At 60.8% G+C, this 24,631-nt stretch carries 27 protein-coding genes, 1 tRNA gene and 1 riboswitch; of the genes, 13 read left to right on the top strand and 15 right to left on the bottom strand.

Annotated features, from left to right (window positions below; translation table 11 throughout):
• Positions 1-43: 43 nt before the first annotated feature.
• Complete coding sequence (locus tag JJQ51_RS07215; protein WP_152093733.1) at positions 44-1,231, bottom strand: O-succinylhomoserine sulfhydrylase; 1,188 nt, start codon at positions 1,229-1,231, stop codon at positions 44-46.
• Between the two features lie 43 nt (positions 1,232-1,274).
• Positions 1,275-1,353, bottom strand: a riboswitch (SAM riboswitch).
• A gap of 72 nt (positions 1,354-1,425) precedes the next feature.
• On the opposite strand from JJQ51_RS07215, the gene JJQ51_RS07210 reads away from it, so the two are divergent.
• Together JJQ51_RS07210 and JJQ51_RS07205 are read left to right on the top strand one after the other, a co-directional pair.
• A complete protein-coding gene (locus tag JJQ51_RS07210; protein WP_069611245.1) occupies positions 1,426-2,520 on the top strand; it encodes a 2'-deoxycytidine 5'-triphosphate deaminase in 1,095 nt (364 codons plus the stop codon).
• A gap of 58 nt (positions 2,521-2,578) precedes the next feature.
• A tRNA-Gly gene (locus JJQ51_RS07205) sits at positions 2,579-2,652 on the top strand.
• A gap of 6 nt (positions 2,653-2,658) precedes the next feature.
• Here JJQ51_RS07205 and JJQ51_RS07200 read toward each other — a convergent pair.
• A complete protein-coding gene (locus tag JJQ51_RS07200; protein WP_152093732.1) occupies positions 2,659-3,567 on the bottom strand; it encodes a LysR family transcriptional regulator in 909 nt (302 codons plus the stop codon).
• A 99-nt stretch (positions 3,568-3,666) separates the two neighbouring features.
• On the opposite strand from JJQ51_RS07200, the gene JJQ51_RS07195 reads away from it, so the two are divergent.
• The 3 genes from JJQ51_RS07195 to JJQ51_RS07185 all read left to right on the top strand — a co-directional run bounded on the left by JJQ51_RS07195 (position 3,667) and on the right by JJQ51_RS07185 (position 6,593).
• A complete protein-coding gene (locus JJQ51_RS07195; protein ID WP_152093731.1) occupies positions 3,667-4,893 on the top strand; it encodes an MFS transporter in 1,227 nt (408 codons plus the stop codon).
• A 112-nt stretch (positions 4,894-5,005) separates the two neighbouring features.
• Positions 5,006-5,581, top strand: coding sequence for an acyltransferase (locus JJQ51_RS07190; RefSeq protein ID WP_113332027.1), 576 nt, complete (start codon positions 5,006-5,008; stop codon positions 5,579-5,581).
• 202 nt (positions 5,582-5,783) lie between these two features.
• On the top strand, positions 5,784-6,593 hold the full coding sequence (locus JJQ51_RS07185; protein ID WP_233788613.1) for a transporter substrate-binding domain-containing protein: 810 nt from the start codon (positions 5,784-5,786) through the stop codon (positions 6,591-6,593).
• A 24-nt stretch (positions 6,594-6,617) separates the two neighbouring features.
• On the opposite strand, the gene JJQ51_RS07180 is transcribed toward JJQ51_RS07185, so the two are convergent.
• The 4 genes from JJQ51_RS07180 to JJQ51_RS07165 form a co-directional block, all read right to left on the bottom strand.
• Entirely contained in the window at positions 6,618-7,031 is a 414-nt protein-coding gene (locus tag JJQ51_RS07180; RefSeq protein WP_015338732.1) for a tellurite resistance TerB family protein, read from the bottom strand.
• A gap of 177 nt (positions 7,032-7,208) precedes the next feature.
• Positions 7,209-8,486 carry a hypothetical protein gene (locus JJQ51_RS07175; protein WP_152095559.1) on the bottom strand — a complete coding sequence of 426 codons (1,278 nt, stop codon included), beginning with the start codon at positions 8,484-8,486 and terminating at the stop codon, positions 7,209-7,211.
• Positions 8,487-8,501: 15 nt separating this feature from the next.
• Entirely contained in the window at positions 8,502-9,170 is a 669-nt protein-coding gene (locus tag JJQ51_RS07170) for a S24 family peptidase (RefSeq protein ID WP_113351249.1), read from the bottom strand.
• Positions 9,171-9,306: 136 nt separating this feature from the next.
• Positions 9,307-9,735 carry a hypothetical protein gene (locus JJQ51_RS07165; RefSeq protein ID WP_113351513.1) on the bottom strand — a complete coding sequence of 143 codons (429 nt, stop codon included), beginning with the start codon at positions 9,733-9,735 and terminating at the stop codon, positions 9,307-9,309.
• A gap of 105 nt (positions 9,736-9,840) precedes the next feature.
• Here JJQ51_RS07165 and JJQ51_RS07160 point away from each other — a divergent pair, with 105 nt between their 5' ends.
• Both JJQ51_RS07160 and JJQ51_RS07155 read left to right on the top strand, forming a co-directional pair.
• Positions 9,841-10,197, top strand: coding sequence for a DUF952 domain-containing protein (locus JJQ51_RS07160; RefSeq protein ID WP_113351248.1), 357 nt, complete (start codon positions 9,841-9,843; stop codon positions 10,195-10,197).
• Positions 10,194-11,282, top strand: a complete 1,089-nt coding sequence (locus JJQ51_RS07155; protein ID WP_113351247.1) for a quinone-dependent dihydroorotate dehydrogenase — start codon at positions 10,194-10,196, stop codon at positions 11,280-11,282. Before JJQ51_RS07160 ends, JJQ51_RS07155 begins: the two co-directional genes overlap by 4 nt.
• Here JJQ51_RS07155 and JJQ51_RS07150 read toward each other — a convergent pair.
• From JJQ51_RS07150 to JJQ51_RS07140, 3 genes are read right to left on the bottom strand one after another with little or no spacing between them, the layout of a single operon-like run.
• Entirely contained in the window at positions 11,258-12,607 is a 1,350-nt protein-coding gene (locus JJQ51_RS07150) for an MATE family efflux transporter (protein ID WP_113351246.1), read from the bottom strand. The two genes, JJQ51_RS07155 and JJQ51_RS07150, sit on opposite strands and share 25 nt — an antisense overlap.
• 16 nt (positions 12,608-12,623) lie before the next feature.
• Positions 12,624-13,127 carry a CAP domain-containing protein gene (locus tag JJQ51_RS07145; RefSeq protein WP_113351245.1) on the bottom strand — a complete coding sequence of 168 codons (504 nt, stop codon included), beginning with the start codon at positions 13,125-13,127 and terminating at the stop codon, positions 12,624-12,626.
• Between the two features lies 1 nt (position 13,128).
• Complete coding sequence (locus JJQ51_RS07140; protein WP_069611256.1) at positions 13,129-13,395, bottom strand: DUF6460 domain-containing protein; 267 nt, start codon at positions 13,393-13,395, stop codon at positions 13,129-13,131.
• 165 nt (positions 13,396-13,560) lie between these two features.
• On the opposite strand from JJQ51_RS07140, the gene JJQ51_RS07135 reads away from it, so the two are divergent.
• Both JJQ51_RS07135 and JJQ51_RS07130 read left to right on the top strand, forming a co-directional pair.
• Positions 13,561-14,505, top strand: coding sequence for a methyltransferase domain-containing protein (locus JJQ51_RS07135; RefSeq protein WP_113351244.1), 945 nt, complete (start codon positions 13,561-13,563; stop codon positions 14,503-14,505).
• 107 nt (positions 14,506-14,612) lie between these two features.
• Complete coding sequence (locus JJQ51_RS07130) at positions 14,613-15,248, top strand: YitT family protein (protein ID WP_113351243.1); 636 nt, start codon at positions 14,613-14,615, stop codon at positions 15,246-15,248.
• Positions 15,249-15,257: 9 nt separating this feature from the next.
• Here JJQ51_RS07130 and JJQ51_RS07125 read toward each other — a convergent pair whose 3' ends face one another.
• Positions 15,258-15,449, bottom strand: coding sequence for a DUF2735 domain-containing protein (locus JJQ51_RS07125; protein WP_015338743.1), 192 nt, complete (start codon positions 15,447-15,449; stop codon positions 15,258-15,260).
• A gap of 445 nt (positions 15,450-15,894) precedes the next feature.
• On the opposite strand from JJQ51_RS07125, the gene JJQ51_RS07120 reads away from it, so the two are divergent.
• Positions 15,895-16,935 carry a glutamine synthetase beta-grasp domain-containing protein gene (locus tag JJQ51_RS07120; RefSeq protein ID WP_113351242.1) on the top strand — a complete coding sequence of 347 codons (1,041 nt, stop codon included), beginning with the start codon at positions 15,895-15,897 and terminating at the stop codon, positions 16,933-16,935.
• Between the two features lie 87 nt (positions 16,936-17,022).
• Here the strand turns inward: JJQ51_RS07120 and JJQ51_RS07115 are convergent, their stop codons facing one another.
• Both JJQ51_RS07115 and JJQ51_RS07110 read right to left on the bottom strand, forming a co-directional pair.
• Positions 17,023-17,484, bottom strand: a complete 462-nt coding sequence (locus tag JJQ51_RS07115; protein ID WP_113351241.1) for a carboxymuconolactone decarboxylase family protein — start codon at positions 17,482-17,484, stop codon at positions 17,023-17,025.
• A gap of 29 nt (positions 17,485-17,513) precedes the next feature.
• Positions 17,514-18,017 (bottom strand): RrF2 family transcriptional regulator, encoded by a 504-nt coding sequence (locus tag JJQ51_RS07110; protein WP_113351240.1) that lies wholly within the window; start codon positions 18,015-18,017, stop codon positions 17,514-17,516.
• 225 nt (positions 18,018-18,242) lie between these two features.
• On the opposite strand from JJQ51_RS07110, the gene JJQ51_RS07105 reads away from it, so the two are divergent.
• Both JJQ51_RS07105 and pdeM read left to right on the top strand, forming a co-directional pair.
• Entirely contained in the window at positions 18,243-20,753 is a 2,511-nt protein-coding gene (locus JJQ51_RS07105; protein WP_113351239.1) for a ligase-associated DNA damage response DEXH box helicase, read from the top strand.
• A gap of 41 nt (positions 20,754-20,794) precedes the next feature.
• The gene (gene pdeM / locus JJQ51_RS07100) at positions 20,795-21,529 is read left to right on the top strand and encodes a ligase-associated DNA damage response endonuclease PdeM (RefSeq protein WP_113332040.1); all 735 of its coding nucleotides are present in this window, start codon (positions 20,795-20,797) and stop codon (positions 21,527-21,529) included.
• Here the strand turns inward: pdeM and JJQ51_RS07095 are convergent.
• Positions 21,526-22,086 (bottom strand): dihydrofolate reductase family protein, encoded by a 561-nt coding sequence (locus JJQ51_RS07095; protein ID WP_113351238.1) that lies wholly within the window; start codon positions 22,084-22,086, stop codon positions 21,526-21,528. The genes pdeM and JJQ51_RS07095 overlap by 4 nt on opposite strands.
• A gap of 111 nt (positions 22,087-22,197) precedes the next feature.
• Between JJQ51_RS07095 and JJQ51_RS07090 the strand changes: the two genes are divergently transcribed.
• Positions 22,198-22,701: a winged helix-turn-helix transcriptional regulator gene (locus JJQ51_RS07090; RefSeq protein WP_113351237.1), complete on the top strand. Its 504-nt coding sequence runs from the start codon at positions 22,198-22,200 to the stop codon at positions 22,699-22,701.
• On the opposite strand, the gene JJQ51_RS07085 is transcribed toward JJQ51_RS07090, so the two are convergent.
• Both JJQ51_RS07085 and JJQ51_RS07080 read right to left on the bottom strand, forming a co-directional pair.
• The gene (locus tag JJQ51_RS07085) at positions 22,702-23,511 is read right to left on the bottom strand and encodes a TIGR02186 family protein (RefSeq protein WP_113351236.1); all 810 of its coding nucleotides are present in this window, start codon (positions 23,509-23,511) and stop codon (positions 22,702-22,704) included. It lies immediately after the preceding gene.
• Positions 23,508-24,431: a sulfite exporter TauE/SafE family protein gene (locus JJQ51_RS07080; protein WP_113332044.1), complete on the bottom strand. Its 924-nt coding sequence runs from the start codon at positions 24,429-24,431 to the stop codon at positions 23,508-23,510. The genes JJQ51_RS07085 and JJQ51_RS07080 overlap by 4 nt, the downstream gene beginning before the upstream one ends.
• Between the last annotated feature and the right edge of the window lie 200 nt (positions 24,432-24,631).

Below are 24,631 nucleotides of genomic sequence, written 5' to 3'. Positions count from 1 at the left end.
GCAGGTCGAGCCGCCCGGAAAAATCCGGGCGGCTCGATTGATATCAGGCGGAAACCTGCTCGAGCGCGCGGGCGAAGTCCTCGACCAGATCCGCGCTGTCTTCGATGCCGGCGGAGAAGCGCACGGTGCCCGGCGAAATGCCGAGCTCGGCGCGGGCTTCGTCGGTGAGGTTCTTGTGCGTCGTGGTGGCAGGATGCGTGATCAGGCTCTTCGAGTCGCCGAGATTGTTGGAGATCTTCACGATCTCCAGCGCATTCTGCAGCTTGAAGGCCGCTTCCTTGCCGCCCTTGAGCTCGAAGGCGACCAGCGTAGAGCCGCCGCTCATCTGCTTGGCGATGATATCGGCCTGCGGATGGTCCCTGCGGCCGGGATAGATCACGCGGGCGACCTTGTTGGTCTGCTCGGCGAGGAAATCGGCAACCTTGGAGGCGTTCGCCGTCTGCTGCGCAACGCGCAGCGGCAGCGTCTCAATGCCTTTCAGCAGCGTCCAGGCGGTAAAGGGAGACATGGCCGGGCCGGTGTGGCGGAAATAGTCCTGCAGGTTCTCGTCGATCCACTGCTTGTCGGAAAGGATGACGCCACCAAGCGAACGACCTTGGCCGTCGATATGTTTGGTGGCGGAGTAGACGACGATATGGGCGCCGAGTTCCAAAGGCTTTTGGAAGAGCGGCGTGGCGAAGACGTTGTCGACCACGACCTTTGCGCCGATCTGGTTGGCGAGCTTGGCGACGGCGGCAATATCGACCACTTCCAGCGTCGGGTTGGTCGGGCTTTCGAGGAAGAAAACCTTGGTGTTCGGGCGGATGGCTTTTTCCCAGTTCTCGGTAAAGCGGCCGTCGACCAGCGTGCATTCGATGCCGTATTTCGGAGCCAGCGTCTCGACCACCCAGCGGCAGGAGCCGAAGAGGGCGCGGGCAGCGACGATATGATCGCCGGCCTTCAGCTGGCAAAGGATGGCTGCGGAGACAGCGGCCATGCCGGACGCGGTGGCGCGGGCGTCTTCAGCGCCTTCCAGCGCGCACATGCGCTTTTCGAACATATCGTTGGTGGGGCTGCCGTAGCGGGCGTAGATAAAGCCGTCCGTCTCGCCCTTGAAACGGGCTTCCGCCGCTTCCGACGTGTCGTAGACGAAGCCCTGGGTCAGATAGATTGCTTCGGAGGTCTCGCCGAATTGCGAACGGAGCGTTCCGTTGTGTACGAGCTGGGTTGCGGGGCGCCAAGTCTTGCTCATGCCATCACCACTTTCAAAACAAAAAAACCGGTCGCGAAAGCAGACCGGTTCAACCCCGGTCTTTTTAGCCATTTGTTTAACGTGGCTGCAAGCCGACCGGCCAAATCACCACGGGATAAGTTGCAATACTGCCGTTGACGGCTTGCGTCAATTCCCCGAGTTTGGTTTTGTCTGCGACAAATTATGAGAGAAGCATGATGGCTCGCAATACTGGAATTTTGGCCGATCGCGCCATCGCAGCGCTGTTTGAAACGGGGCGGCTGACGAGCGAGAGAGAACTGGACGTCGATCAGATCCAGCCGGCAAGCCTTGACCTGCGGCTCGGCTCGCATGCCTTCCGCGTCCGCGCCAGCTTCATGCCCGGTCCATCACATCTCGTCGCCGACAAGCTCGACCGGCTGAAACTGCATGTGGTCGATCTCTCCGAAGGCGCTGTGCTGGAAACGGGCTGCGTCTATATTGTGCCGCTGATGGAGCGGCTGGATCTACCCGAGGATATGTCGGCCTCCGCCAATCCGAAGAGCTCGACCGGCCGTCTCGACATCTTCACCCGCGTCATCACCGACCGGGCGCAGGAGTTCGACAAGATCCCGGCCGGCTATTCCGGCCCGCTCTATCTCGAAATCAGCCCGCGCACCTTCCCGATCGTCGTTCGCCGCGGTTCGCGCCTGTCGCAGATCCGCTTCCGCGTCGGCCAGGCCCTGCTCACCGAGCCGGAACTGCTGGCGCTACACGAGAGCGAGACGCTGGTCGCCAGCAAGAAGCCGAATATCACCGGCGGCGGCATCGCGCTCTCGATCGATCTTGCCGGCGACAAGGAAGGCCTGATCGGCTATCGCGGCAAGCACCATACCGCCGTCGTCGACGTCGACAAAAAGGCCCAGCACGATATTTTCGATTTCTGGGAACCGCTCTATAGCCGCGGCCGCACCGAGCTGATCCTCGATCCCGATGAATTCTACATCCTCGTCTCGCGCGAGGCTGTGCATGTGCCGCCGCATTTCGCCGCCGAGATGACGCCGTTCGATCCGCTGGTCGGCGAATTCCGCGTCCACTATGCCGGCTTCTTCGATCCCGGCTTCGGCCATGCCCCGGCCGGCGGCCGCGGCAGCCGCGCCGTGCTTGAAGTGCGCAGCCACGAAGTGCCCTTCATCCTCGAGGATGGCCAGATCGTCGGTCGCCTGATCTATGAACACATGCTGGAACAGCCAAGCAGCCTCTACGGCTCCGGCCTCGGCTCGAACTACCAGGCACAGGGTCTGAAGCTCTCCAAGCACTTCCGGCTTTGATCGATTGCCGACCGGCCTTGACAGAGGCCGGTAACTGTTGGACATCTCACGGTGTCAGGCGGGTGTAGCTCAATGGTAGAGCAGCAGCTTCCCAAGCTGAATACGAGGGTTCGATTCCCTTCACCCGCTCCATAATCTTCACGCGAGAAGCGGTCTCTTCGTTTTCAGCGTTTCCTTCAGCGCTTCCCCAAAAATTGCGATCGGACGGGCAAGCCGCCCCGCCGGCGGCCGATGCACCAGCCAGTTGACGACTTTCGGGCTGAAATCCGGGGCTTCGACGATTTCGACCAAATCGCGCCAGCGGCTGTCTGCTAGTGCGGCCGGCGTCAAGACGCCGATGCCGAGACCGCGCGCGACCAGCGACATTCTGAGATCGGCGCTCATGGCCTCGACGCCGACGTCGAAGGGCAGGCGTTCGGCTTCGAAGCGATGCTGAATGAAGGCGCGAAAGCCGCAGCCGCTCTGGTTCATGATCCAGGGGAAGCGGGAGAGATCTTCCAATCTCGGTTCCTTGGGGACGCCCAGCGACGGTGCCGCGACGAGAATGACGGCATGGACTCCGAGCATCTCGCCGACGACATTATCCGGCGGCTGCAGCCCTTCCGCCAGGCAGACGGTTGCCGCATCGAGCTGACTGTGAGCGACCTGTTCGATCAGTTGCGGCGACCAGCCGGTAACGATGCGCAGCGTCAATTGCGGAAACTGGCCGCGCAATTCGTCGAGCGGGGCCGATAAGGCCGCTTCGGAGAGATAGGGCATGATCCCGAGGCGGAATTCGCCGCCGATCGTGCCGCCGGGCGAAACGCCGGCCTTGAGATCGTCGAGCGAGCGCAGCACCCGACGGCCATGCTCATAGGCCTCGCGTCCTGCCGCCGTCGGCCGCAAGGGCTTGGACTGCCGGTCGAGGAGAGCGATGCCGAGACTGTCTTCCAGGTTCTGTATGCGCCGGGTGATGCCTGGCTGGGTCAGATTGATGCGTGCGGAGGCGGCAACGATCGAACCTGTTTCCACCACTGCGACGAAAGCTTCCAGGTCATGAATGTTCATGCTGAGCTCGCATAATCATTATTAGTTCATTTCAATTGCCGCATTATGCAACGAAGCGATAAAGATGGCTATCTTTATTATCAGAAATTTGGAGAGATCATGTCGCAGGTCCCGGAATGCATCACGAGCGAGTCGGAGGAAGAGGTTTCCGCAGCAACGGCCGCTCCCTCGACATTGTTGTTCGCCATCGCGACCGGCGTCATCATCATCAATCTTTTCGCGCCTCAGACACTGGTCGGCATCATCGGTCCGTCGCTCGGCTTTTCCGAAAGCGGTGCCGGCCTGGTGGCCATGGCCTCGCTGCTTGGCTACGCCGCCGGCCTGTTCTTTCTGGTGCCGCTGGCGGACCTTATGGAGAACCGGCAGCTGGTGCTGCGCATGCTCCTTTCGGCTCTGGTCATGGCCGTTGCCGCCGCCTTCGCGCCGACCGGCTGGAGCCTGTTGATCTTCCTCTTCCTTCTGGGAGCGGCCTGCTCCGCCATCCAGATCCTCGTGCCGATCGCGGCAGCGATGGCGCCGCCCGAACATCGCGGCCGGGTGATCGGCAATGTCATGAGCGGCGTCATGGTCGGCATTCTTGTCTCACGCCCTTTGGCGAGCCTGATTGCCGACTTTTGGGGCTGGAGAAGTTTCTATGCCCTGAGCGCCGCAACGCTTGCGCTCCTCGCCGCTGTGCTTGCCCTGCGCCTGCCCGAGCGGCGCCCTCTGATCAGCACGAACTACGGGGCCTTGATCGGTTCGCTCTTCAAGCTTTTGCAGGAGGAACCGGTGCTGCGGCTGCGCGCCTTCACGGCGGCCTTGATGATGGCGAGCTTCAGCCTGTTCTGGACTTCCGTCGCACTGCGTCTGGCGCAGCCGCCGTTCTCGCTCGGCCAATCCGGCATCGCGCTGTTTGCCCTTGTGGGCGCCGGTGGTGCCGCGGCGACCTCCGTCTTCGGCCGTATGGGCGACAGGGGATGGACGCGGACGGCGACATTGGCCTCGCATCTGATCGTGCTTGCCGCGATGGCGCTGGCCGCCTGGGTGGGTGGAATACGCTCGGGCAGCTCCGTGGCCCAGTTGATCCTTCTGGGCATGAGCGCCGTCTTGCTCGATGTCGGCGTCACCGGCGATCAGACCTTGGGTCGCCGTGCCGTCAATCTCCTGAAGCCGGAGGCGCGCGGGCGGATCAATGGTCTGTTCGTCGGCATCTTCTTCCTCGGCGGGGCTCTCGGATCGGCGCTCGCCGGCACGGCATGGGATTTCGGCGGCTGGGCTGCGGTATGCGCAGGGGCGGCGGGCTTTGGCGTGATTGCATTGATCACGGGCCTTGCTGCGCGCACCTGAGCAATGCAAGGACAACACTTGTGACTGCGCTGCCGCATCGCCATCTGTGACGCATTCAGGTGGCCGCCAGACAAGCATGCAAAAACAGGCGCCCCTTGTCAGGAGCGTCGGAATGCGTGGAATAGCATGGTTTTACAGGCTGAGGGCGCTCTTTCGGAGTGGTGCGCTGAAGATCGCCCGCAGCACGAAAGTACCTCTCAGCACCAGGATCATCTGGCGGCGCGGCGACGTTCGCATCGGGGAAAGAGTGCATTTCCGCAAGGGAGTCGTCATCGATGCACAGGAAGGCAGCATCGAGATCGGTAATCACGTCTCCTTCAACGATTACAGCATTCTGCTGGGCCGCGGCGGGATCGTCATAGGCAATGATGTACGCATCGCTGCGCATGCGATGATCGTTTCCTTCGATCACAATTTCGATGATATTTCCCGCCCAATTCGTCTTCAGGGCGTGACGAAGAAGCCGATCGTCATCGAAGACGATGTCTGGATCGGAGCGGGCGCCAAGATCCTCGGTGGCTCCCATATTTCCAAAGGATGCGTCATCGGTGCGAATGCCGTCGTCAAGGGTAGGACCGAGCCTTACGGCATCTATGTCGGTACCCCGGCAAGGCTGTTGAAGCGGCGCGGGGAGGCGGGCGGCACCCGATCGGCAAAGATTGAACGGCTCGTTCTGCCGAAAAAGTAAAAGGCTCGAACGCCGCTCATCCCGGAGCCGCTTCGACCATCAGTAGGCCGCGATATTCCCCCTGCGGCATGACTCTGCTACATCGGATTCGTGAAACCAGAAATGTGCATCCACGACCGGAGGCCGGATCCAGACCATGCGTGTTTGCCTTTCCTCGATCATGTCGGCCGCCCGGCATCTTGCGCTTACGGCCTTGATCGCCATGTCCTGCACCCTGCCGCTTGCCGCTCAGGAGACGAAGCCGCCGAGCCTGCCGATCCTGTTCGATGCGCGTGAGCGCCTGCCGAAGCCGGATCTGTCTTCGCTGGTCAGACTGCGCTTCCTGACGTCGATCGACTTTCCGCCCTTCAATTTCCTCGATCAGAACGGCAAGCTCACCGGCTTCCATGTCGAGCTGGCGCGCAAGATCTGCGACGAGCTGGCAATAGCGGACAAGTGCCAGATCCAGGCCTTGCCCTTTGGCGAATTGCAGGGCGCACTTGCCGCTTCGCAAGGCGATGCCGTCATCGCCGGCGTTGCGGTCACACCCGAACTGCGCAAGACCTTCGCCTTTTCACGGCCGTTCCTGATGTTGCCTGCCCGTTTCGTGCGCAATCTCAAGGCATTGATCGGCGGCACGACAGCTGCCTCGCTCTCGGGACATCCTGTTGGCGTCGTCAAGGGCACAGTGCATGAGGCAATGCTGACGGCCTTCTTCCCGGCGATCAAGCCGGTGCCCTTCGATGACAAGGATGGGCTTCTGGCCGCCGTCAAGGACGGCAAGGTCGATGCAGCATTTGCCGATGGCCTGCAGCTTTCCTTCTGGGTCTCGTCGCCGGCGGCGGAAAAATGCTGCGCTCTTTTTGACGGTCCTTACCTGTCACAGCAATTTCTCGGCGAAGGCATGACCATCATGCTGCGTCAGCAGGATGCCGATCTGACGGCCGCGATCAACCACGCGCTTGCCACCCTGTCTCGCGACGGCAGGCTGCAGGAAATTTATCTGCGCTATTTTCCCTATGGGCTTTACTGATTAGCGCGATTTCAGGAAAAGCCTCTAGGCCTTGCGATAGCGGGCGATTGCGCTGCGTTCGATGGCGGCACAAGTCAGCTTGTCGAGGCCGAGACGGTCGCGGAGCAGGCTGAGCAGGCGCAATTCCTCGGCCTTGACCGACAGGTCGGCCGAAGCGACTTCGACGGCAAGGGCGTAGGCTGTGTCATAAAGACGGGCGGGAAGCGTATCGCGCACGGTTTCGAGCACGATGTCCAATCCCTCATTGTTCGAAAGAAGCTTGGCGCAATCGCGAGAGACGGAAATCAGCTTCTCGTCGTCGAACCCCTTGAAGACCGGCAGGGCGTGAATGAGCTCCCCGATGCGGCTGAGCTCCCGGTCGTTCATCGTGCGATCGACGGCCGAGGCCAGTACCATGACGTAGATCAGGGCCTCGTGAGCAGAAAGCGGCTTGTTCATGACAGGCGAAGTCCTTTGAATTTGGCAAGCTGAAAAGTCGCGCGTCTATGGCAAAAGTTACTGCATAATTCCTTGAATCGGAATCGATTTAAGGAATTATGCGGCGGATTGGAAGTGCCGTAGCGGCCTTTGCGCGCGATATATGACGCGCGGCGCTGTGGTGGCTGAAGCAAGACGTCAGATCGGATTGAGCGGATCTTCCTTGGGCAAGGCCGGCCCGAGCGTCGATTTTCCATTCTTGCGCGGATCGTCGCCATACATGCCGCGCTTCTTCTGCTTGGCCTCGTCGACGAGCGATGCAAGCGGCGAACCTGGCTCCGGATCGGCCCAGCCAAAGCGCACCAGCCAGGCGCTGAGATCGACGCGGACATAGCGGCAGGCGCCCTTGACGGTGCCTTTCCAGTTGGCATCGGGCACATCGCAATCGATCGATCGGCCACGCAGATACATGCGGAATGCCGTGCGCGCGGCTTGGCCGCAGGGCCAGTCCTTCCCGCTCGGGCCGGTGCACATTCGATCGACATCGGTCGGAATGATCCCGGTGAGCTGTACGCTCCTACCGGTGATGGTCAATATGCCGGCCTGATCCGAGAAGGGGCGGACGAGTTCGATCGTTGTCGTCTGCTCCTGCGGCTTGGATGCGGGATCAAGTGCTGCCTGTTCGGACTGAGACGCTGGCTGCTGCCGCGGCAATTCCGGCGGCAGGGTTCGATGTTCGGCCGCCGCCGTCTCCCTGTCGATCTGGTCGGCCGGTATCCGGTTGTCCGGGATGGGATCGGTCTTGGCCTGGTCGTCAGACCCAGTCTCCGATGAAGCGGCTACCGCCTTGCCCGGCGTGTTTTCGCTTGACTGCTGGGCCTGGGACGTGGCGGCGTCCTTGCCGCTCGCCATATCTGTCGCAGGCGGCAGCTTTTGGATTTCCTCTGGCTTCGTCGATACGTCGTTCGAACGGGCAGCGTCGGTCGGAACCTTGTCGTCCTGTTGCGTCACCGGCGGCGCTGCCGCCGTCTTGTTTTCCACGGCCTTAGTCTCGTCGCCATCGCTCGCCGCCGCTGCCGCCGCCATGGCAGCGGCGGCGAGCTCGGGACTGCCGTCGGAACTGCTTGTCGATGGGGATGCTGTGGCGAGGATCGTTGCCTTATCCTTCGTTGCTTGCGTGGCCGAGCCGGCGGCTTGCGCTACCGGTTGGCCTTCCGATTGCGCCTGACCTGAATTTGCGCCGTTCTGCTTCGTGGTCTCGGCTTGCTTAGGTGCCTCGATAGCCTTTGGTGGTGTGGTGCCGGCCTTGGCAGTCTCGCCCGGCCCAGTCACAGCCGGCTTGCTTTGAGCCGTCGTGTCGCTGTGGTCTCGGTGGGGCAGGCTGAAACCACGCTCGCTGACCTGAATCGCGACGAGGGTCAACCAAGAACCGACGATCGCGCCTGCCGCACCTGCAAGCCAAATATTACGACGCATAACGAGAAAACTTTCCTATTGGCTGGCCCAAATAATCCGGGCAATCCATTCCACATCCGCAAGATCGAAGCTGCGGTTGGAGTGTTCGGGATTGAGCGACAAAAGCTCGATCGACTTGGCGCTCTGCCGCAGCAGGACCTTGGCCATGACTTCGCCTTCGCGGGTCTTCACGACGACACGGTCGTTTTTCCTGATCTGAGCACCTGGCTCGACAATCAGAATATCCCCGTCGCGATAGAGCGGCAACATGCTTTCGCCCTGCACCTCAAGCGCATAGGCGCCGATCCTGTGCCCGGCAGCGACGGGAAATTCCACCATGTCCCAGCCCTGGCCGGCTGGAAATCCGCCATCGTCGAAGAAACCGCCTGCACCCGCTTGGGCAAAGCCGATCAGCGGTATGGCGTTGCCGGCCGGCAAAATCCCGTTTGGCGGAGTCGTAGCGCCCGGCGGCTCGGCTGGCCGGATGAAGCTCAGGAACTGCTCCAGGCTGGCACCCGTCGCATCGAGGATCTTGGCGATCGATTCCGTCGAGGGCCAGCGCAGGCGTCCGTCTTGGCTCAGCCGCTTCGATTTGTTGAAGGAGGTGGCATCGAGGCCGGCGCGGCGGGCGAGACCGGAAGGGGTCAGGGCATGCCGCTCGGCAAGCCGGTCGATCGCACCCCATATCTGCTCGTGTGACAGCATCGCCGCTCGGTATCCGCGCCGGCTCGCCCGGCGCTTTGCTCTTCAGAAAAGGTTAACCGAGGCATTTTGGCGAGTAAAGACCGGTATAGGAATACGGTCCTTTATCCCCGTGCTTTCGCCCGCGGTTTTCGCGGTCTCAAGTCTTCTGCGGCTGCGGCTTCGCGTCCGGCTGCTCGTTCTGGAATTCCTTCGCCATGCCCATGAAGCCACGCATGAATTTCTGCATGATCCCGAGCGTACGGTCGATCTCGGCGTCGTCGGGCAGGCTCGATCCCTTGTTTGCGGCAACGGTCTTTTCCAGCTTCGTCACGCGATCGGCCAGCCGGTCGAGCTCGTCGTCATAGGCGCTGCGTTCGTCGGCGGCCATGCGGCAGACGAGATTGCCGCTTTGGTCCTGGCAGATGGACATCGCCCCGGTGTGCTTGTCGAGGCGGATGAAATGATCGCCACTGCGCTCCAGCTGGAAGCGTTCGGCATCCGGTTCGGCTGAAAGAGCCGGCGTGGAGAGAAGAATAGCAGTGGGCACCAGCATGGCTGCGAGACCGATTTTCAGTTCCTTCGTCATGTCATCCTCCGGATTTTCTGCGTTAAACCCCAAATCCATCACGGAAACCGTGGACATCGGCTGATGTTTTCGTGCAAAGCCCTATCAGGACAGCTTTACAGAGGGATGATGACCGCCATGCCAGTGGTTTACAAGATCGTGCCGGACACGCTCTGGCAGCAAGCCAGACAAACCGGCGTTTTTCATGGCGCGGCGATCGATCTGACTGACGGCTATATTCATCTCTCCACCGCGAAGCAGGCACGAAAAACCGCCGAGCTCTATTTCGCAGGGCAGACCGGGCTGCTGCTCGTCGCGATCGACGGCGATGCGCTGGGCGACAAGTTGGTGTTCGAACCCTCACGCGGCGGCGATCTCTTCCCGCATCTCTATGCGCCGCTGCCACTTTCGGCCGTGCTCTGGGAAAAGCCGTTGCCGATTGGTGAAGATGGTTCTCACACCTTTCCGGAGATGGCGGAATGATTGGCGCCTTTCGCGATTTCGGCCGGCGCGGCCTGTTCCTGTTCGATCCGGAAACCGCGCATGGCATGTCGATAGCTGCGCTGAAATCCGGCCTCGTGCCGACCTGCCGCACACGCAACGATCCCCGCCTGCGCCAGACCGTGGCAGGGCTCGAATTTGCCAATCCCATCGGCATGGCCGCCGGTTATGACAAGAATGCCGAAGTGCCGGAGGCGCTGCTGAAGCTCGGTTTCGGCTTTACCGAGATCGGCACGGTGACGCCGAAGGCGCAGTCGGGCAATCCGCGCCCACGCATCTTCCGGCTAGTCGAAGACGAAGGCGTCATCAATCGCCTCGGCTTCAATAATGAGGGCCATGAGGCAGCATTCCGACGGCTAAAGGCCATCCGCGGCAACGGCATCATCGGCGTCAACATCGGTGCCAACAAGGATAGTGCCGACCGAATTGCTGATTACGTCGCCGGTATCCGCCGCTTCTATTCCGTGGCGCGCTATTTCACCGCCAATATCTCCTCGCCGAATACGCCGGGCCTGCGCGATCTGCAGGCGCGCGAAAGCCTGTCGGCCCTGTTGTCGGCCGTGCTTGCCGCGCGCGACGAGGAAGCGGCCAAGGCCGGCAAGCGCATTCCCGTCTTTCTCAAGATCGCGCCAGATCTTACCGAAGAGGGCATGGATGACATCGCCGCGGAAGTATTGTCGCATGCGCTCGACGGTCTGATCGTCTCCAACACCACGCTCTCGCGTGATGGCTTGAAAGACCAGCGTCAGGCGAAAGAGGCAGGCGGCCTTTCCGGCAAGCCGGTCTTCGAAAAATCGACTGTGGTGCTTGCCAAGATGCGCCGCCGCGTCGGTGCCGCACTGCCGATCATCGGTGTTGGCGGCGTTTCCTCAGCGGAAACGGCGCTGGAGAAGATCAAGGCCGGCGCGGATCTCGTGCAACTTTATTCCTGCATGGTCTATGAAGGCCCGGGATTGCCGGGCCGCGTCGTGGCGGATCTCTCGAAGTTGCTCGATCGCGAGCGCGCCGGCTCGATCCGCGACCTGCGCGATACCAAGCTGGACTACTGGGCGAATCGGAACGTCTGATCCGCCCGCTTCTTCAGGCCCATGGCCAGGAAGATGCCGCGAAACAGCAGGAAGGCGTTCATGGCCATCCACAGGCCATGATTGCCAAGCGTCGGCACGAAGACGGCGAGCGCTATGAGATAGCCGCCGAAGGATAGCAGCATCTTGTTGCGCATCTCGCGCGACCATGTGGCGCCAATAAAGACTCCATCCATCAGGAAGGCGAGCGCCCCAGTCAGGCCGGTGATTGCCGCCCAGGGCAGATAGGTCTCCGCAGCGAGGCGCACCTCTTCGGAAGTTGTCAGCAGGCGGATCAGCGCCGGCCCAACCGTAAAGAAAAAAATGGCGGCGGCAAGCGCCAGCCCGAAGGACCAGAGCGCTGTCAGTTTCAAGCCGCGCTCGAAGGCCGGCCTGTAATTGGCGCCGATCGAGCGGCCGGTGATCTGCTCGGCTGCGTTCGCGAGCCCGTCGAGATAATAGCCCGACAGCAGGAAGAAGTTCATCAGCACCGCATTGGCGGCGAGCATGACGGCGCCGAAGCTGTTGCCGATACGCGTCATCAGCGTGAAGGCGGCAATCAGCACGAAGGTGCGGATGAGGATATCGCGATTGAGCGCGAAGAGCTGGGTAAGTTTGGCGCGGGAAAGCAGTTCCACGCGCGGCGGCCGCTCCTCGCCGGCAAAGCTGCGCAGGACAATAGCAAGCCCTAGCAGCATGCCGCTTGCTTCGCCAATCAGTGTACCCCAGGCGACGCCGGCGACACCCCAGCCAAGGTATAAGCCGAGCAGGATGGCGAGCACCATATTGACGCCATTGATGACGGTCTGCAGCAAAAGCCCGATACGGCCTTGGCCGCGGCCGAGCACGAAACCGAGGAGTGCGTAATTGGCAAGTGCCGCCGGGCCGGAGAGCATGCGGATGGAGAAATAGGTTCGCGTTGCGTCGGCAATGCCGCCTTCCGGCCCCATCAGCTTAATGCCGATCCAGAGCAGCAGCGGCGAAAGAATGACGATCAAGATGCCACAGGTAAGCGCCGATATTAGCGCCCGCCAGAACACGGCTTGCTGTTCGCGACGGTCATGGCGGCCATAGGCCTGCGCGGTTAACCCTGTGGTCGAGGCGCGCAGGAAATTGAAGCTGGCAAAGAGAAGGTCGAAGAGCACAGCGCCGATCGCAAGCCCGGCCAGCGCGTCTGGCTGGCCCATGTGGCCAACGACGGCCGTATCGACAAGGCCGAGCAGCGGTGTCGTCATGAAGCCGAGCGTCATCGGAATCGCGATCGACAGCACGAGCCGATGCGTCACGTCGAAGGGCAGAACCTTCCGGCTCTCCTGCTGGACATCCATGTTGCCTTACGCCTCCTCAGTTCGAGGAAAGCACCATGGACCAATAAGGCCTGTCGCCGGAAGAGGGGGCATAGGCAAGAGCGACGCCAAGGCCATCATATTTGCCGAGCATGTTGTGCAAATGCTTCGGCGAATTGATCCAGGCCGTCACCGCCGCATTCACGTCGCGCTGGCCCTCGGCAATGTTCTCCGCTGCCGGCAGCTTGACGCCGCTTGCCTTGACCCGCTTGCCGAAATCGTCGCCGAGGCCGATCAGGTGCTCCATCTTGCCGGCATCCGCCATCCGCCTCGCCTGATAGACGGCGGCGGTGCTGGCAGCGGTATCGATCTTCAATGGTGGCAGGCCGTTCTTGGCGCGCAGTGCATTGACGAGCGGCAGGGCGGAGGCAGTCTGGTCGCTGGCGGGGATATTGGAAATCCGGGCGGGCGGCGTGGCGCAGCTTGCGACGGATGCGGTGAGCGCAAGAGCGGCGAGGCGCAGCGCATCGCGGCGCGTGCAGTTCAGTGTCTGGGAGGTCATGTCAGCGGCGGTAGTTGAACAAACGAAGTATGATGAAGATGGGAATGACGATGGAAGCGCCGAGCAGCACATAATCGCCGAACTCGCCAAGCGCAGCGAAGCCACTGTGCCAGAGATCGAGCAGGAAGCGACGGACGCCATAGAGGAAATCGAGCGGCCGCCAGCCGAAGAACTTCATCACGAAGCCGACCACGAGCGACACGATGACGAGCTTCACCAGCGTTCTGCCTGGCGAGTCGCCAAGGAATCTGTTCACCTGATCGGACATACTGACGTCTCCATATGGCAGTCGGTCGGTGCTGAGATAGGGCCGGCACCTGCGACTCGCAAGCACTTTCGCCCAGCTTACACCCTAAACCAGCGCCTGCCTGAAATAGGACTTGAGTTTTTTTATGGCCGCGTTCAAAGGCGAGCATCAAACAGGATGAAACACATGCTGCCAAGCCAGCTTTCCTCCGGCGATGTCATCGCCGACCGCCGCGCCGATTATGCGAAGATGCTTGCCGAGAGCGGAGAACCCGCGAGTGCGGCCGAGCTGATGGAGCAGGCGCTGGAGCTGGTACCACGCTGGGCGGCGGGCTGGTTCACGCTTGCGACCTATCGCGAGAAGGCCGGCGATGCATCCGGCGCAATCGCGGCGCTGAACGAAGTGCTGATGCTCGATCAAGGCGATGTCTTCGGCGCCCGCCTCAAGCTTGCCGTTCTCGGCGGTGCCGATGTGCCGGACCGGCCGCCGAGCCTCTATGTCGAGCGGCTGTTCGACGACTACGCCGACCGCTTCGAAACCTCGCTCGTCGAGAAGCTCGGCTACAGCGTGCCCGGCAAGCTTGCCGGGCTAATTGCCGAAACGGCGGGTATCCCGAAACATTTCCGTCTCGCGATCGACCTTGGCTGCGGCACGGGCCTGCTGGGGCCGGAAATCCGCGCCCGGGTCGATCGGCTGGAAGGCTACGACCTATCGAAGGGCATGCTCGCCAAGGCGGCCGAAAAGAATGTCTACGATCACCTCGGCCAGGCCGATCTCGCGCTTGAGCCGGAATTGTCAGGCATTTTCGGTGGTGAGTTTGAGGCCGGCCGCGCAGATCTGATCACCGCCGCCGACGTGCTGATGTATCTCGGCGATTTGCATGGCGTGACGGCGATCGTGCAGAAACTTTCGGCCGATGGCGCCATCTTTGCGTTTTCGGTCGAGGATGCACAGCAGGCGGACGGCTATGTCCTGCGCGATTCCTTACGGTTCGCCCATTCCGAAGCCTATGTCAGTCGGATTTTGGCCGCTTACGGCTTTACGGCGCTGGATCTCACCCGCAGCATCATTCGCATGGATGGCGGAAAACCGGTCCATGGCATTCTGTTCATTACCCGGAAATCGGCTTAATAATTTCGAATCTTGCGAATTTGAAATAGGTCAGCATTGCTTACGTATTTTTGCTTGATTATCGCCTGAGCTTTCAGCAAAAAGCCTTGAAACCCAGGGGAAATCACATGGCAAACGCAAAGAGCGCATTTGGTATCTGGAATACATCCGCGACCCGGCATTCGTGGATCGAGGATGTTCAGGGCATCGTCTCCGGCAGCCTGATTTCCTCGCTTGGGCTATTTTGCCTTTCAAGCGCTGGCTTGTTGACCGGCAGCACCGCCGGCATAGCCTTCCTGCTGCACTATGCGATCGGCGTGAATTTCGGCCTCGCCTTTTTCGTGGTCAATCTGCCGTTCTTCTATCTGTCTCTGAAACAGCTCGGCCCGGTCTTCACCATAAAGACCTTCATCGCCATTGCGCTCACCTCGCTGCTGACCAACCTGCAGCCGCTGCTCTTCGATGTCGCGCATATCAACGCGCTCTGGTCGGCGGTGCTCGGCGGCATTCTGCTCGGCTTCGGCCTGCTCGCGCTCTATCGTCATCGGGCAAGCCTCGGCGGCGTCGGCATTCTGGGGATTTACCTGCAGGAGCGTTTCGGCATGAGGGCAGGGTTGGTGCAGCTTGCAATCGACCTATGCGTGCTCGCCGTCGCTTTTGCGGTGACCACGCCTGCTGTGGTCATCTGCTCGGTGATCGGCGCAATCGCGCTCAATCTCTTCGTCGCGATCAATCATCGCTCGGATCGCTATATAGCGCTGTAAAGCTAAAGCCTACTGCTTGCGGGTCTCGTCGGATTCGACGATCGCGGCTTCGTGATACCAGCTATCGAATGCGGCCGTCGCAATGGACGGGCCGATATCCGGGGTGAGGTTCACCTTCGGACGCTGGCTGAGCGCCGTGGGGCGAGCCGTAACGGGAAACTGATAGATCTTTGCGGTTTCGTGCCGAGTACCGATTGCCATTCTTTGTCTCTCCCTTTTTGGTGTTCAAGCGGGCGCGCTTCAAGAGACAACTCATATATAGCAAAGCCGAAGGCGAATATCACCATTTCGCTTAAAAAAAATGCTAAATGATGAAATTATAGGCAAATCAACAATGGTGTCGCCGATGCCGTTTCTTTGGTCTGCCGATTTTCCAATCCGTTTTAGGGCCTGGTCGAGCCTGCGACACTTTGGCAGCTCGATTGAAGCCATGGCGGCGATTTGAAAAGAATCTGATGCTTGGCACTGGGAAATCTTGCCCGAACACGCCTCAATCATAAAAATCTCGCCTGGCGGGCTAGGTGTCGATGCGATCTGGCACGGCACATGCATCTCTCTTGGCAGCCGTTCGTAGTGAGGAATTTTCCGGCGGGCGCGCCGGCCAAGTTTTTCCTACTTCGCCTGATTAACTGTTATGAGGTGCGTAATGACGAAGTTTAAGCTCGAGTACATCTGGCTCGACGGGTACACCCCGGTACCGAACCTGCGCGGTAAAACGCAGATCAAGGAATTCGACGCATTTCCGACGCTCGAGCAGCTTCCGCTTTGGGGCTTCGATGGTTCGTCGACGATGCAGGCAGAAGGCCGCAGCTCCGACTGCGTGCTGAAGCCCGTCGCTATCTATCCGGACCCGGCCCGTACCAACGGCGCTCTCGTCATGTGCGAAGTCATGATGCCTGATGGCATTACCCCGCACGAATCCAACAGCCGCGCGACCATCCTTGACGATGAAGACGCATGGTTCGGTTTCGAGCAGGAATACTTCTTCTACAAGGACGGCCGTCCGCTCGGCTTCCCGGAATCCGGCTATCCGGCCCCCCAAGGTCCGTACTACACCGGCGTCGGCTACAAGAACGTCGGCGATGTCGCTCGCGAAATCGTTGAAGAGCACCTCGACCTCTGCCTCGAAGCCGGCATCAACCACGAAGGCATCAACGCCGAAGTGGCCAAGGGTCAGTGGGAATTCCAGATTTTCGGCAAGGGCTCCAAGAAGGCCGCCGACCAGATCTGGATGGCACGCTACCTGCTGCTGCGTCTTTGCGAAAAGTACGGCATCGACATCGAGTTCCATTGCAAGCCGCTTGGCGACACCGACTGGAACGGCTCGGGCATGCACTGCAACTTCTCGACCAAGTTCATGCGCGAAGTCGGCGGCAAGGCCTATTTCGAAGCGCTCATGGCTCAGTTCGACAAGAACCTCGAAGCCCACATCGCTGTTTACGGTCCGGACAACCATATGCGCCTGACCGGCAAGCATGAAACGGCTCCGTGGAACAAGTTCAGCTACGGCGTTGCCGACCGCGGCGCCTCGATCCGCGTTCCGCACTCGTTCATCAAGAACGACTACAAGGGCTACCTCGAAGATCGTCGCCCGAACTCGCAAGGCGACCCCTACCAGATCGCTTCCCAGGTTCTGAAGACCATCTCGGAAGTACCGACCGCTGGTTTCGGCTCGGTTGCTGCCTGACGTATTTCGATCTCGGTTTTCCGAGGCGGAGATAAACGAAAAGCGCGGGATTTAGGTCCCGCGCTTTTTGCTTTGATGATAACGGTTCTAGGCAGCCTTGCTTGCCGCATCCAACGGATGCTGCGAGCGGAAGCCGACGGCAAGACGGTTCCAGATGTTGATCGTGCCGATTGCGACCGTGATCTTGACGATCTCTTCTTCGCTGAAATGCTGCTTCAGCGGTTCGAAATCGGCATCCGGAATGCCGGTCTGGGCGATCTTGGTGACGGAATCGACCCACCGAAGCAGGGCACGTTCGCGGTCGTCATAAACAGGCGATTCCCACCAGACGCATATCAGGTTGATCCACTGTTCGCTCAAGCCATCGTGGCGGGCTTCCTTCACATGCATGTCGACGCAATAGGCGCAGCCGTTGATCTGCGAGGCGCGGAGCTTGATCAGGTGAATGAAGCGGCGCTCAAGGCCGCTGCTCTGAACGAAGTTTTCCAGCGCGACGACGGCCTTGTAGGAGTCCGGGGAGGCTTTGGCGAAATTGAAACGCGGATGCATGGTCTTCTCCTTGGGTTTTAAATTGAGGTTCAGTTTCTGGTCTTGCGTTCATGCAGCTCGAGAAAGGCGCAGCCTCTCGCGGCTATGCCACCGTCCGTGTCCGTCTGCCGGAGGTCGGTCAGCACGTCGGCGATCGTTGTCTTTGCCAATTCGGCCCGATAGACGCGTTCTGCTGCCAGCATGGCGGCATTGATGCCGCAGGGCTTGGCGAAGTAGCGCCCTTCCAGCGGGTTTGGGCCGCGCTGGCGGATTTCCGCGCAGCGGAAGGCGGGTGCTGGGCCTTCAGCCGCCAGTACGATATCGAGAAGCGTGATCTCCTCCGGCTTGCGCGCCAGCCGATATCCGCCCTTCGGCCCCGGCACGCTATCGAGAATGCCGGCGCCAGAAAGCGCCTGCAGGTGCTTCAGAAGATAACTGACCGAAACGCCGTGAAATTCCGCAAGCGCCGCAGCCGAGAGCACGCCGCCATCGGACAAACCCGACAGCATGGCAACGCAATGGATGGATTGTTCGACGCCGTCTCCGAGCTTCATCTTCGTGCCTTTCTAATCGTAGATAATTTTTATCCATGATTATGGTGGGAGTCAAGGCCCTTGAAATGAGCGGCATGTAAGCTGCATTTGAATATGTCGGACGTCTGACACCCCCTCTGTCACGACAGTGACAGAGGGGGTATTGCGTTCTCCGCAAACGCTGAAACGAAAGGACACGAAGTCTCCCCGCTTCTCATCCGCCGCATATCCATTACATTGAAGCCCGTGGACCAGATCGACGCGCAGTACCCCTTTGTCTTACCTGCCCCTTTTCTCCGCTGGTTTGCGGAAAAGGGCTGGCAGCCGCGTGCGCATCAGCTGGAGCTGCTGGCCCGCGCCGAAGCCGGCGAAAGCACGCTGCTGATTGCGCCCACTGGCGCCGGCAAGACGCTCGCCGGCTTCCTGCCGTCGCTGACGGATCTCACTCGGCGCGGCAAGATCCCACCAGGTTCGGCCTTCACCGGCATCCATACGCTCTACATTTCGCCGCTGAAGGCGCTGGCGGTCGATATCGAGCGCAACCTGATGAAGCCCGTTTCGGAGATGGGCCTGCCTGTCACGGTCGAAAACCGCACCGGCGATACGCCGAGCGGCAAGCGGCAGCGGCAGAAGCTCAACCCGCCCGATATCCTGCTGACGACGCCGGAGCAGGTGGCGCTGCTGCTCGCCAATCGTGAGGCCGAGCGCTTCTTCAAGGATTTGAAATACATCGTCTTCGATGAACTGCATTCGCTCGTCACCTCCAAGCGCGGTCATATGCTGTCCCTTGGCCTTGCCCGCATCCGCAAGCTGGCGCCGCGCGTGCAGACCATCGGTCTTTCAGCGACGGTTGCCGACCCCATGGATCTGCAGAAATGGCTGGTAGCGCAGCGGCCGGGGGAGGAGCGCCATGCGGGCCTCGTCATCGTCGAAGGTGGCGCCAAGCCCGATATCTCGATCCTTGCGACGGAAGAGCGCATCCCCTGGTCCGGCCACTCGGCCAAATATGCGATCCCCGACATCTATCGCGAGCTGAAGGCCCATCGCACGACGCTGCTCTTCGTCAACACGCGCTCGCAGGCCGAAATGCTGTTCCAGGAGCTATGGTCGGCCAATGACGACAATCTGGCGATCGCCCTGCACCACGGCTCGCTCGATGTCGGCCAGCGCCGCAAGGTGGAGGCGGCTATGGCAGAGAACCGGCTGCGTGCTGTCGTCGCCACCTCCACACTCGATCTCGGTATAGATTGGGGCGACGTCGATCTCGTCATCCATGTCGGCGCGCCGAAAGGCGCCAGCCGCCTTGCCCAGCGCATCGGCCGTGCCAATCACCGCATGGATGAACCCTCGAAAGCAATTCTTGTGCCGGCCAACCGCTTCGAAGTCATGGAATGCCAGGGAGCGCTTGATGCCAACTATACAGGCGCGCAGGACACACCACCCATTGGCGCCGGAGCGCTCGACGTTCTCGCCCAGCATGTGCTCGGCATGGCCTGCGCCGAGCCCTTTGACATGCTCGAACTTTATGACGAGGTGCAGAGTGCAGCACCCTATGCCGAGCTTTCCTGGGAGACCTTCGAGCGCATCGTCGATTTCGTTGCCACCGGCGGCTATGCGCTGCGGACTTATGAGCGCTATGCCCGCATCCGCAAGACGGCGGATGGACGCTGGCGCGTCTCCAATCCGCAGGTCGCCCAGCAGTACCGGCTGAACCTCGGCACGATCGTCGAAGAGGCGATGCTCAACATCCGCCTGGTAAAGCGCAACGCGCTGGGCTCGCTCGGAAGAGGCGGCGCGCCGCTCGGCAAGGTCGAGGAATATTTCGTCGAGCAGTTGTCACCCGGCGATACCTTCCTGTTTTCCGGCAAGGTTCTGCGCTTCGAAGGCATCCGCGAGAGCGAATGCCTCGCGTCGCAGGCCTTCTCGCTGGATCCGAAAATTCCCTCCTATGCCGGCGGCAAGTTCCCGCTGTCCACCTATCTGGCCGATCAGGTGCGCGCGATGATAGCCGATCCGGACCGGCGGCACCGCCTGCCGGATCAGGTGCGCGATTGGCTGGAAATTCAGAACGAGAAGTCCTTGCTGCCGAAGCGCGACGAGTTTCTGATTGAGACATTCCCGCGCGGCAGCCGCGCCTACATGGTTGCCTATCCTTTCGAGGGAAGGCTGGCGCACCAGACGCTCGGCATGCTGCTGACCCGAAGGCTGGAGCGCGCCGGCGCCAAGCCCATGGGCTTCGTCGCGACCGATTATTCGCTCGGCATCTGGGGTCTGGAGGATATGGGGTTGATGATCGCCAACGGGCGCCTCAGCCTCTCTGATCTCTTCGACGAGGATATGCTCGGCGACGATCTCGAAGCCTGGCTCGATGAATCTTTCCTGCTGAAGCGGACCTTCCGCAATTGCGCCGTGATTGCAGGCTTGATCGAGCGCCGGCATCCGGGCAAGGAAAAGACCGGCCGGCAGGTGACCGTCTCGGCCGATCTGATCTATGACGTGCTGCGCAGCCACGAGCCCGATCATATCCTGCTGCAGGCAACGAGGCAGGATGCCGCGACCGGACTTTTGGATATTGGCCGTCTTGCGGATATGCTGAAGCGAATCAGGGGCCATATCACCCATCGCGCGCTGGACCATATTTCTCCGCTCGCCGTTCCGGTGATGCTGGAAATCGGCAAGGTGCCGGTACCGGGCGAGGCTCACGATTCTCTGCTTGCGGAAGCGGCTGACGACCTGATCCGCGAAGCGATGGAATAGAGATGCCGCAAAGCAGACGACGAAGGTAGATTGTTACGGTGATGAACCGCCTGGCGCTAGCGCGAGATATGAATGAAGGCAACGGCGCAACCAGTGCGCTGGGTGTCGAGGCCGTCATTCATGGCGTCGCCGCCGTCTGCGATCCGCTCGGCGCGCTCTATCTGCCGGATGCGGGCATTCTCGTCGTCTCCGATCTGCATCTGGAAAAGGGCGCGGCCTTTGCCCGCCGAGGCATGATGCTGCCGCCCTACGATACGCTGGCGACCCTGACGGTCCTCTCCGCCGTCATCTCGCGCTATGATCCGAAACTCGTGGTGTCGCTGGGCGACAATTTCCACGATCGGATCGGTTCGCAGCACTTGCCGGAAGAGTTTCGCAGCCTGATCGTTAACATGGCGCGCGGCCGCGAATGGATCTGGATCAACGGCAATCATGATCCGGATGGCACCGTCGATCTCCCCGGCCATTCGGTTGATGAGATGCATTACGGTGGTTTAACGTTCCGCCATGAGCCAAAGGCCGGGTTGCAGGCCGGCGAGATCGCCGGCCACCTGCATCCCTCGGCCACCGTTCGGCGTCGCGAGAAATCGGTGCGCCGCCCGTGCTTTGCCACCGATGGCGCCCGCCTGCTGATGCCCGCCTTCGGCGTGATGACCGGCGGCCTCGATCTTCGCCACAAGGCCATGGCCGGCCTTTTCGAGCGCGAGAGCTTGATTGCGCACCTGCTCGGCCGCGACCGCATCTACTCCGTGCGGTTCGGCAATCTCTCGGCCTAGGCCGCGTTCGCCGGTTCGTAACGCAGGATGACAGCCCCGGTTTTGAGGGGCGTGGAGCCGATGAGCTTCATCGGGCGCTGGTCGGGCGCCGGTTTAAAATGCGGATTGCCGGCACCGAGGACGACCGGAACGAGGCAGATCCTGAGTTCATCCACCAGCCCCGCCTTGAGCAATGCATCGGTCACTTCGGCACTGCCGAAGACAAACATGGTCTTGCCCGGTTCTTCCTTCAGCTTCTTCACCTCAGCGACGATGTCACCAACGACGCGGGTATTGTTCCAGTCTGCTTTGTCGAGCGTCCGCGAGGCGGCAATCTTGGCGATACCGTTCATGTAGGCGGCGATGTCGGGCGCTTCCGTCGCGGTCGGCCAATAGGCGGCCATGCCTTCATAGGTCTTGCGGCCGAAGATCAGCAGATCGCCTTCCTTGCCGAGTTCGACCGCATAGTGTTCCAACTCATCGCCCCAGGCGAGCCTATGGAAATCAAGATCCCACGGCTTGGTTCCCTCGAAATAGCCGTCGAGCGTCATGAGATTCCAGATAACGAGCTTCCTCATCACTTCCTCCATTGTGATAACCGTACCATAATCAAAACTAGTTGCTAAAAGAAAGTAGTTGCAAATTAATCGTACTGATAGCAAAATGCAAGCGGTCTTTTGGAGGCCCTTATGGACGCAGTGCATCGTTCCGGCTGCCCGATCAATTTGACCCTGGAAATCCTCGGTGATCGCTGGAGCCTGATCGTCATCAGGGACATCATGTTCGGCAATCGCCGGCATTTTCGCGAGTTGCTGCAGAATTCGCAGGAGAGGATTGCTTCCAATATTCTCGCCGATCGGCTGAAGCGGCTGGTGGAACGTGGTCTGCTGACCCGCGAAAGCGATCCCACTCACAAGCAGAAGGCCGTCTACAGCCTGACGGAAATGTCGATCGACCTCGTGCCCATTTTTGCCCATATGGGTGCCTGGGGCCGCAAGCATCTGCCGGTTTCCGAGGAGCTGTCGATCCGGGCCGAACTCCTGGAGGATGGCGGCCCAAAGCTCTGGGATGATTTCATGGAGGAGTTGCGTGCCAAGCATCTCGGCAAGGTGCTGCTCCCGGGCACGCCCTCGGTGCTCGGCCGGTTGACCGAAGCGTATATCGAGGTCGCCAATCGCCGGAAAAGCGGTTGATCAGTTCTTCCGGAAGATGAAGCTTGCGCCCCAGCCGGTGACGAGGGCGAGCAGCACCGAGAAAATGCCATAGGTGATCGGCCGCTGATGCGCCGCATCGGTAATGGTCTGCTCTATCCCCGTCTTGATGACGCGCAGCGGCAGCGATTTCTCGCTCAAGAACTTGCCGCTCTTGAAGAGATAGGCGCGCACCATATGCACCCCGTTCGGCACATCGGCGGGTACCCTGAGCGTTGCTTTGAAGAGCGAGGAGCTGACGAAGCGAACGCCGGCGGGGTCGCTTTCATAGAGCCCGCCGGCTTTCTGCAGGCGTCGGAAGGCGTTGCGGAATTCCGGGACATCGCCAACATTGCCGACGAAGCCGACCGGCGTCAGCGGAAGATGGTCGACGCCAATGCCGCGGTCGCTGAGTTCGAGCGGCGTGGTGATATTGTCGACCGCACGCGTGCTCGAGAGCGAATAGGCTTCCGGCACATGCTCGAACGTCATCGAGCGGGTGTTGACCCATATGCCGAAGACGCGCTCTTTCCTGCGAACCGTTGCATTCTCGCGCGGCCCCTCCAGCACGACGACGATATCGTACTGGCCGATGGCCAGAAGCAGCTGGTCGGTGTTGGAAAGGGCGCCGAAGATCGTCAGATCGGCGCCGGTGAAGTCCGAGGTGATGGCGATTTCGCTCGTCGATGTGCCGATCTCCATCGTCTCCCGCGCCGTAGTCGAGGTCGTCGGCTGATCGAGCAGCACTTGCGCCGGCGCGGTGAACGGAGTGAGCAGCAATGCGGCGGCAAGGAGCAGTCCGAATCCTCTCATCGGCTCACCCCTTCCATGACGACGGAGTAAACGTCCGCCGGCGTCACCACGAGAGTGATGACGAGGCGAAGGCCGACGGCCAGGACGAGGAGGCCGAGGAGTGCGCGCAATTGCTCGCCGCGCAGCTTCTGGCCGACACGCACGCCGTATTGCGCGCCGACGACGCCCGCCACCATCAAGAGGAAGGCCAGGATGATATCGACGGAATAGTTGGTGGCTGCCTGGACGATTGTTGTAAAGGCCGTCACGAAAATGACCTGGAACAACGAGGTGCCGACAACGACATTTGTGGGCACGCGCAGCAGATAGATCATGGCGGGCACAAGAATGAAGCCGCCGCCGATACCCATCGGCGTCAGCATGCCGACGAAGAAACCAAGACCGATGACCGGAATGGCGCTGAGATAGAGCTTGGATTTCTTGAACCGCAGTTTCAACGGCAGCCGCTGTACCCAGTTGTGATGGCGCGGCTTGCCGGTTGCCGGGGGCAGTTTGCCGGCTGCGCGGCGCATGGCTCGCACGCTTTCCCATAGCATCAGCGAGCCTACGGTGCCGAGGAGAATCACGTAGATCAGGGAAATGATCAGGTCGATCTGGCCGAGCCTTCGCAAGAGCACGAATAGCCAGAGGCCGAACGTCGCCCCCGCGAGACCGCCGGCCAGCAAGATCGAGCCCAGTTTCAGGTCGAGCGAGCCACGGCGGAAATGGCTGAGCGCTCCCGAAACCGAGGAGGCGACGACCTGATTGGAGCCGGTGGCGACGGCAACAACAGGCGGGATGTTGTAGAAAATCAGAAGAGGCGTGATGAGGAAGCCGCCGCCGACGCCAAACATGCCGGAGAGAAACCCTACGGCTGCTCCCATGCCGAGAATAATCAAAATATTCACCGACAATTCTGCGATCGGCAGATAGATCGTCACGCCTTGTTCCCATTTGCAGGCTTTTCGGCGCGGTGACCGAAGCCCATTTCCCCTTAAATGGCGGATTCTAATCTGAAATCATTGCCAGAGCCTTAGGAAAGGCCGAGCTGCCCCAGTTTTCGAATTGCCGCATTCACCCTAACCCGGCTTTTTCCACTTTTCTGTGACGCTGTATAGCGGAATGGTGGGTGCTGGCAGGG

The sequence above is a fragment of the Rhizobium sp. AG207R genome (assembly GCF_027109195.1).
Taxonomy (GTDB): Bacteria; Pseudomonadota; Alphaproteobacteria; order Rhizobiales; family Rhizobiaceae; genus Rhizobium; species Rhizobium dioscoreae.
This window is presented reverse-complemented; position numbering and strand designations above follow the sequence as displayed.